Annotated in this window: 6 protein-coding genes; 5 read left to right on the top strand and 1 reads right to left on the bottom strand. The window is 51.2% G+C overall.

The features are described 5' to 3' along the window. Positions 1–252 precede the first annotated feature (252 nt). Positions 253–888 (bottom strand): HAD-IA family hydrolase, encoded by a 636-nt coding sequence (locus tag ACLGL1_RS07630; RefSeq protein ID WP_411008104.1) that lies wholly within the window; start codon positions 886–888, stop codon positions 253–255. 78 nt (positions 889–966) lie between these two features. Here ACLGL1_RS07630 and ACLGL1_RS07625 point away from each other — a divergent pair, with 78 nt between their 5' ends. The 5 genes from ACLGL1_RS07625 to ACLGL1_RS07605 all read left to right on the top strand — a co-directional run bounded on the left by ACLGL1_RS07625 (position 967) and on the right by ACLGL1_RS07605 (position 8,829). Further along, positions 967–1,443 carry a GNAT family N-acetyltransferase gene (locus tag ACLGL1_RS07625; RefSeq protein ID WP_411008103.1) on the top strand — a complete coding sequence of 159 codons (477 nt, stop codon included), beginning with the start codon at positions 967–969 and terminating at the stop codon, positions 1,441–1,443. Further along, positions 1,424–3,439 carry an ATP-dependent DNA helicase RecG gene (gene recG, locus ACLGL1_RS07620; RefSeq protein WP_411008102.1) on the top strand — a complete coding sequence of 672 codons (2,016 nt, stop codon included), beginning with the start codon at positions 1,424–1,426 and terminating at the stop codon, positions 3,437–3,439. Before ACLGL1_RS07625 ends, recG begins: the two co-directional genes overlap by 20 nt. Positions 3,440–3,447: 8 nt before the next feature. Then, on the top strand, positions 3,448–3,999 hold the full coding sequence (gene rsmD, locus ACLGL1_RS07615) for a 16S rRNA (guanine(966)-N(2))-methyltransferase RsmD (RefSeq protein ID WP_411008101.1): 552 nt from the start codon (positions 3,448–3,450) through the stop codon (positions 3,997–3,999). Positions 4,000–4,016: 17 nt separating this feature from the next. Continuing rightward, the gene (locus ACLGL1_RS07610; protein ID WP_411008100.1) at positions 4,017–4,529 is read left to right on the top strand and encodes a hypothetical protein; all 513 of its coding nucleotides are present in this window, start codon (positions 4,017–4,019) and stop codon (positions 4,527–4,529) included. A 355-nt stretch (positions 4,530–4,884) separates the two neighbouring features. After that, positions 4,885–8,829 carry an S-layer homology domain-containing protein gene (locus ACLGL1_RS07605; protein WP_411008099.1) on the top strand — a complete coding sequence of 1,315 codons (3,945 nt, stop codon included), beginning with the start codon at positions 4,885–4,887 and terminating at the stop codon, positions 8,827–8,829. Positions 8,830–8,885: the final 56 nt, after the last annotated feature.

The following is an 8,885-nucleotide window of genomic DNA, read 5'->3' as shown; positions in this document are numbered from 1 at the left end:
TGTGAGTGAGCGTCCGAGCAATTTTGTCTAAGTGAGAAGGGCAGAAAACGGCCGCATGAGGAGCAAGGGGTGCAGGGCCTATCTTATTCCAATACTCCTGGAGAGCCGATAGCCCTATCTTCATCCCTCCGGTCTACTGCTCTAATGCCCGTACACTGACAGGCGGTCGGTGGCGGTTACATAGACAAATACCCCAGGACTTTTGTCCTGGGGTATTTGTATTTCTAGCCGAGATTTTGCCTCATTCACCCTCTATCGGCAGAGGCTGAGGAGGTCAGAGAGACGGTCAATCATGTAATCCGGTTGGGCTAGGGCCAGGGTTTCCTTGCCACAGGCGGCGAAGGCGACACCACAGGTGGCTACGCCGGCTTTCTGGGCGGCGGTGATGTCATGGGCGGAGTCGCCGACCATGAGGGCCTGGTCCGGGCGGGCAGCGAATCGCTCTAAGGCGATTTGGACCGGCTTGGGGTCCGGCTTGTGCCGGTCGGTATCTTCCGGGCCGACAAAGACATCTAGGTAGGGCGAAAGACCCAATTGGTCCAGGCTCTTGTAGGCATTGACCCGTTTTTTGGAGGTCACGACGGCAATGCCGGCGCCGCGGGCCTTGAGGGCGGCTAAGGTCTTATCTGCTTCCGGCACCATGAGGATATCATCCTGGCCTCGGCGGTCGGACTCAGCCCGGTAGGTCTTTAGTAAATCGTCTGCGGCTGCCGGTCGCATGGCCCGGATGGCTGTTTCCAGGGGGATACCGAAGGTGGCTGTGATCTCGGGGGTGCTGATGGATTCAGCTAGGACTTCTTGAAAGGCGTATTTAAAACAGTCAATAACGTGTTTATTACTGTCGATGAGGGTGCCATCCAGGTCAAATAAGAAATAATCAAATGCCATAGCTTCTCCTTTATGGGTCAATAATTGCAGGTCTTAGATAAATCCGTTACAATGAATTATACCAAAGGAGGCACGCGTATGGGAACAAGTTCGGAAATATACATAAGAGATGCTGAACGGGCTGATATGGATTTTATCTATCAGCTGATTTATGAACTGGCCGTTCATGAAAAACGGCCGGAGGATTTTACAGCCAGCAAGGCACACTTGGCTGGCCTGCTTTTCGACCGTCAAGTGGCCAAGGTCCGCCTGGCCTTTTTGGCTGACCAACCGTTGGCCTATATGCTTTATTACCCGGTCGTATCGACCTTTAGTGGCCATCTCAATTACTATGTAGAGGACCTCTTTGTCTTACCTGAAGGCCGAGGCCTCGGGATTGGGAAGAAAATGCTCATGTCGCTCAAGGGTGAGCCCGGCATTGAGGGGCTCAAGTGGACCTGCCTGATGGATAATGATGAGGGCTTGGCCTTCCACCATGCCATCGGCGGCCAGCAGGGGATTGCCTGCTACCCCTTCTATATGGATTGGTCTGACGATGACCTGGCTGCTGACTGACCCCGTTACTGTCTTGAAGGGGGTGGGCAGCAAGCGGGCGAGTCAGTTCGGCATTTTAGGGATTCGGACCCTATTTGACCTGGTCCAACACTACCCCTTCCGCTATGACGACTACACAGAAGTCAAGCCTGTTGGGACTTGGATTGATGGCGAAACGGTGGCTTATGCCGGCCGGGTGGTATCTGTTGAAAATGCCAGGACCCGGACAGGAAAGTCCCTTGTGAAGGCCCTCTTGGAAGGGCCCCAAGGCGAGGTGGTGGCCACCTGGTTTGGCCGCTGGCAGCTGGACCGCCAGCTTAGCCATGGTCGGCCGCTTTTCTGCGTTGGCCGGGTCAATGCCCGCTTTAGCCGGGAAATCGTCGTGACCCGGCATGCCTTTCTGAAGGATTTGGCTGAGGCTGACCAATACCGCCGCATTGAGCCGGTGTATGCGACCACTGAAGGGCTATCGGGTAAGTTAATCCAGGATGCTGTCAGCCAGGTCCTGGCCGGCCTGCCCTTGATGAAGGATATCTGGCCCCAGGGCACAAGCTTATGCCCTATTCCTAAGGCCTGGCAGCTGGTCCATCAACCGCCGAACCGGGAGGCCCTGGATGAGGCCTTGAAGGCTCTGAAAACCCTGGAATTTATGCTCTTAATCCTCTGGGCCCGGGAACGGGGCGGTGACCGTCAGCGGGGAATTGCCCACCCGGTGGCCGATGACCTGACCAGGGGCTACCTGGCAGCCCTTCCCTATGACTTGACGGTCGACCAAAAAAAGGCGGTAGAGGCTATTTGGGCCGATATGGCCTCGCCCTACCAGATGCACCGGCTGCTCCAGGGTGATGTCGGATCCGGGAAAACGACTGTGGCTATCTTGGCCCTTTTACGGGCCGTTGCCGGCGGTCACCAGGGGGCCCTGATGGCACCTACGGAAATTTTGGCCACCCAGCATGAGTTGACCATGAAGGAAGATCTGGCCCGGTACGACATTCGGGTAGAGACCCTAACCGGGAGCCTGTCGCCCAAGGTTCGCCAAGAGCGTCTGGCGGACCTGGCCGCCGGAGACATTGACCTGGTCATCGGGACCCACGCCCTTTTTGAACCGGATGTGGTCTTTAAAGACCTCAGTTGTGTGGTCATTGATGAGCAGCACCGGTTTGGCGTCCGGCAACGGCAGCTTTTGACTGAAAAAGGGCTCCACCCGGACCTTTTGGTCATGACAGCTACGCCAATTCCCCGGTCTTTAGCCCTAACGGTCTATGGAGACTTGGACTTGACCCTGATTCGGTCGATGCCGCCCGGCCGCCAGCCAATCAAAACTTATGTTATGGGGAGCCATAAAAGGGAAAATCTTTACGGTTTCCTGCGAACCCATATGGCAGCCGGCGAGCGGGTCTATATGGTTTGCCCCCTGGTCGAAGAGAGCGAAAAACTGGACTTGCAAAATGCTGAAAGCCTTTATAGCCAACTGGCTGGGACTGTCTTTCCAGACTTTTCCATAGGCCTTCTCCATGGCCGGATGAAGGCCGCCGACAAGGCCGCGGTTATGGCCGATTTTGCAGCCGGTCAGCTGCAAATGGTGGTATCCACCACCGTTATTGAAGTGGGGGTTAATGTGCCTGAAGCGACCATCATGGTGATTGAAAATGCCGACCGCTTTGGCCTGGCTCAATTGCACCAGTTGCGGGGCCGGGTGGGCCGGGGCAGCAGCCAGAGTTACTGCTTTTTGGTTAGTGATAACCGGAGCCCTGAAGCCCGGGCCCGGCTGGAATTGATGAGCCGGACGTCAGATGGCTTTGAGATTGCTGAAGCCGACCTGGCCCAGCGGGGACCCGGGGAGCTCCTGGGCCTGCGGCAAAGCGGCCAGGGGGTCTTCCGCTTGGCTGACCCAGTCCGAGACCAGGCCCTGGTCCTAGCTGCCCGGGACCTGGCCAAAGCAGTCCAGGTCCGGGATGAGGTACCCCCCCTGCTCACAGCCTACATGAACGATATGCGCCGGCGGATGATGTCCTAGGAGGAAGTATGAGAATCGTAGCAGGTAAACACCGGGGCCTTGGCTTGCAGGCTCCCAAAGGCTTGGAAACCCGGCCTACCGCTGACCGGGTCAGGGAGGCTATTTTTAGCAGTATTCAGTTCCGCCTACCCGGCGCCCGCATCCTGGATGCCTTCGCCGGTACCGGGGCCATGGGCTTGGAAGCCCTGTCCAGAGGGGCAGAATCCGTCGTCTTTTGTGAGCAGAGTAAGGCCGCCCGGGCTATTTTACAAAAAAATATCGACCGGGCCGGCGAAGGAGGCCGGGCCCAAGTGGTTGCCGGTGATGTCCTGGCCCAGCTCAAGTCCGGCCGGATCAAAGGCCCCTTCGATTTAATCTTCCTCGACCCGCCCTACCGGGCCAACCTATATGAACCGGTGCTGGATATCATCAATCATGGACATTTTTTAGCAAAAGACGGCCTAATTGTTGCAGAAAGCGCAAAAAAGGCTTTATTTTCCCTTAACGATAGGGTATTCTTAATATATAAGCAGAAATCGTACGGAGATACACAGATTACCTATCTCATACAGAACAAATAACTCAGGAGGTATCGCCCATGGAAATTTTGGACCTCATTGATCAGCTGGAGGACATGGTCAAAAACGCTAAGCAGCCCATCTTAAATAAAGAACAAGTCATTTTAGAGCAAGAGGACTTGTTCGCCGTCATTGATGGTCTACGGACGAATATGCCCACAGCGATTCAAGACGCCCAATGGGTCAAACGCGATGAGGAGCGCATTATTGCCGCTGCCCAAGAGGAGCAGGATCGCATTATAGCGGAAGCCAAAGACCGGGCGCGTGCCTTGGTCGAACAGCATGAAATCACCCAAATGGCCACCAGCGAAGGGGAAGCCATTGTCAACGATGCCCGCCAGCAGGCTCATGACATTTATGAAGGGGCCTTTAACTATGCCCACGACATCATGAGCAAGCTGGAAAACCAGCTCACCGTCTACTACGAGGTCATCCAAGAAGGGCGCAGCGATATACAAAAATCCCTGGATGCTATGAAAGCCCAAGACTTTGAAATTCATTATCGGCCGGATGACCTGGACGATAACAAATAAAAATAAATAGCCAATCCCCTAATCCCTGGTTAACGATTAGGGGATTGTTTTTTAGTCGGACATCTTGTCCGACTTTTTTTGTAAATTTTAACATGACAGGCAGCTGTTCTCATTTTTAAATAAGGGTAAGTCGCCTTTTTTGGCTAAGTAGGGGCCTCCTTTTCTCAAACGCTTCTTAAAGATTGATTATTTAAACTTTTTATTGACGGTTGACGAAATAAGGATATAATAATATAATTACATCAAATTAGTTAGATTAACCTAACTAAAAAGTTTTATTAAGGTTGGTTAACGAAACTATTTAGTTGTTTGTCGTTTCACATGGATCTTTTCCGAACTAGAAAGGAAGAACACCTTGAAAAAGAAAAAAATCTGTGCCGGCGTCTTGGCTGCCAGCCTGCTAGCCAGCTCCTTCCCCGTTACTGCTTTAGCTCACCCGGCTCAAGCAGCTGACCAGGCTGTAGTCCAAATGAAGTATGGCGATATTAAGGGCCATAAGCATGAAAAACTTCTCCAGCGTTGGATTGAAGAGGGGAAGGTGAAGGGGGATGACCAGGGAAAAGTTAATCCTGATCAAACCATCACCCGGGCAGAATTGGCCAGCTTTATTAACCGGGTCAACGGATATACAGAAACAGCAGATATTAGCCATTTTAAAGATGTGAACCCTACGGAATGGTATGCCACAGAAATTGCCCGGGCCGTGAAAGCCGGCTACCTGGTTGGCATGGGCCCGGATACCTTTAGCCCTAATGGCCCTGTTACGACAGAACAGGCCGTTGCCGTAGCCTTGCGCCTGTCGAAACTGCCCAACCAATCCCTCAAAGATGTACAAGTGCCTGAAGACATCAAGGCTTCTCCTTGGGCGAAAGAGGCCATTCGCCAGGCCATAGCTAATGGGATTTTTACTTTAACAGAAGTGCAGGCAGGCTTGGTCCAGCCTGAAAAGCGGGCCAACAATATTCTTATTTTAGACCGGGCTCTGAACAAAAACATTGCTTTAAGCGCACCCGGCACCTATACCCTAGGCACCGTTAACAATGTGGATATCCAAACCACCGGTATTACCCTAAAAGATGGGGAAATTAAAGGTACCTTGACCGTCACCGCGAAAAAAGAGGCTGGCCAAGAGGCACCTGTTTCCTTGCAGTTGAATAAGGTGAAATTAGCGCATAAGGTTGTTGCGCCCTCTAGCGTGGAAGTTACCCAGGATGGGACCCGCCTGACCACCCAAGAGCCGGCCGATAAAGCTAAGGAAGACAATAAAAAAAGCAAGGGCACGGTTACCATAGGTGGCTCTTCCGGCCATAGTTCCGGTTCGTCTAAACCGAAAGAAGAAACGAACAAGCCAAAGAAGACCCAGGCTGAAACTTACAATGAGTTACCCCGGATTATGGACTGGCTCCTCAACCGACCGGTCACCAGCGGTGACTTAGAAAAGGCCTTTAAAGAATTCCCTAAAGGGGCCAAAATTATTGACCCGGTCAGCCACCAGTTTACCCAGGCCGGCACCCAGACGGTAACCGCAACCATTGAGTTTGCCGATAAGAGTACGAAAAAACAGGACATTATCCTCAATGTTAAGGAAAAACTGGATGACTACAGCGGCTTAACAGTCAAACCCATTGCTGAAATTAAGGCCCTGGATAATGACCGGGGCTATGTGGATGGGGTTTACGAAGGCTTTGCCCTCGGCTACCAGAAGAACCTTTATGTGAAAGTCACCGTTCAGGGGGGTAAAATCGTCGCCGTCGATAAGGCCGGGGACGGCCAAATTGATGACGGTGGCACCTATGAGCAACGGGGCTTTACCAATGTCATCAAGACCATTATTGACAAGCAGGATCCCCAGAGCGTTGCTGCCCAGCTCAATGCCAAGATTGACTTAACCAAGGCCATGTATGCCCATGCAGCTGAGCAGGGACATACAGATGAGGCCTACAAGGAAGCTATGAAACACTTTTTCGGTACAGAAGAAGGGGCACCTCGTGGCATGCAGCGGATTTACCAAAGTCATATTGTAGCCTATGATGCCATTGGTGCCGGCGTTAGGGATAGACTTAAAGAAGCCAAGTATGACCGGATTGACGTCGCCTCCGGTGCGACCTGGACCGGGCATGGGACGGCCAATGCCATTATTGACGCCTTAAACAAGGCCAACCCTAAAAATGACGTTCTAGGCATGGATATCAAGGGTGCTCATGTGCAGTTTGACCGCCATGCCGGTAAGGACAAGGCCTCCGGTTATAATGCCGGTGACCCTCTGAACTTTAAGGACTTCTCTATTGTCCTGAAAAAACGGGGCGGCAAAACAGAAACCATCCAAGGGGCTGACTTTGCTCAAAAGGGCATCCGGGTTGAACGGAAAAATGACGGCAAAGAAGTCACTGATGGGATGGCCCTAACTGAAGAAAATGTGGGTAACTCCCTCGGCCGGGGTCTGCAGTTAAACCTTGTCCATGTGCCTTCCGGGGTTAAGAAAGAACTTTTAGTCCTGATTAGTGAAACCCAAAAGCTCAAGCAAAAGGAGTTCCAATATCGAATTGTCGGTACCGACCAGTGGGAAAATCTCTATACGCCAAAAGAGGGATTTGATGCCTTTAAGTTTGTGATGCCGGTGCCCAAGTCCAAGTTTGATAAAATCGTCGGCAAAAAAATCGAAGTCCGGGTGATTTTGACCGATAAAAATGGCCAAGACTACATCCTCCAAGGGACCCCGGATAAGGCCTTTGAAGTGCCAGATACCTCACAAAAGGCTGTAGGGATTGTGTATGGCAAGGAGGCTTTACAAACCGATAAGCGGAAAAACTTTGACTACTATGACACCTACACCTACATGTTTAAGGCCATTTCCGATAATGCCGGTGAAGTCGGCAAGATGTCTGCAGAACAGGAAGCCTTAAAGGCAGAAATTGATAAGGTAGACGCTTGGTTTGCCGGTGAAAAATTCTCTGGTCCCTTTGATAAGGATAAACGCGACCCCTTGAAAAAAGCCCTAGACCAGGCTAAAAAAGTTTTGGCCGATGACCACTCCGGCCTGGCAGAACTCCAGGCTGAAAAAGAGGCACTGGCTGAAGCAGCAGAGGTCTTTAAACGAAAGATGCTCGGCGCTGCACTGGATGTCATTGACATGTGGCAGGAAGAACTGGACGATGAAGAAAACCAAGACCAGGACTTTAAAAAAGAAATAAAAGTCGTCCAGCAAAAAGTGAAAGAGGCTCAAGAAGCAACTACTTTCAATCCCATGGCCTTGCAGCTGGCTTTTTACAATAGCGATAAGTTGTTAGCTCGGTCCAACATGAAGAAAGACCTCCCTCATGCTGAAGAAGTTTTAGCCACCCACCCCAGTCATAAACGGCTGAAAGCAGCTATTGATGCAGCTAAGGCAGCCCTATCTGATTCCAGAAAAACCCGAGAAGAATTACAGGCTGCTTCCGTTGAATTGAGTGCTGCTACCGTCGAAGCAGAAGCTGAACCGGAAGAAGAGGTTAAAAAGCCAAACGGCAACTACCCGGCCATTGCCCCTACAGATATTTTGAATGGCGGGGAAACGGTTGTTGCCCTGCCGGCTGAACTTGAAGACCGGACACTTGTCGGGTCGGAAGTCAAGATGGGCGAAAAGGTTCTTAACCCGGACCAATATACCCTGGACTTTGCCAAACGAACCTTGACCCTGAAAAACCTCACTGAAACCGACGCCGGTCAATATACCCTGTCCATCCAAAGTAAGGAATATGAAGACCTAAACCTGCCCTTTACACTAAAGGTCGGGAAGAAAATCAACTATACCGTTAAGGGCATGGCCCATGTAAAGAGACAAAAAGATTGGAAAGGGGCATTGAGCTACTATATGATTGCGACAGTGACCTTTAATGATCAGCATGAAGTGGTCTCTTATGAGCTAGCGCCGGCGGAAGCTGTTCCTGGTGTTGATGAGAAAAATAAAAATGGGAATGCTACCCTGGATCAACTAAAAGAATATGAGGGTCAAATAAAGCAGGCAACCGGTAAGGTAGAATATGATGTGATATTTACCAAAAATCAGGAATATTGGGATCGGATGATTTATGGTGTAGCCCCGGATCCGGACATGGAGGAGTTGGGTGCGACGCCACTGGCAGAGATTATCAAGGCTAAAAATATCAAAACCAAGGCAGACTTTGAAAATATGAAGACCCAGTATGAAGGTGGTGAGCGGACCGATAATAATATCGACACCTCATCCGGAGCTACTATTACCTGTCATGGTGCTAAAGAGGCCATCTTAGATGCCTTTAAGAACTTTGAAGCCCAGTTTTAAGTAAGTGACTTGCTAAAGTTTAATCATTGAAAACAGATGCCGTAACACCTGCCTTA

The organism is Peptococcus simiae (assembly GCF_046569735.1).
GTDB classification, from domain to species: Bacteria; Bacillota; Peptococcia; order Peptococcales; family Peptococcaceae; genus Peptococcus; species Peptococcus simiae_A.
The sequence above is the reverse complement of the archived record's forward strand: the minus strand, read 5'-3'. Positions and strand labels throughout refer to the sequence as shown.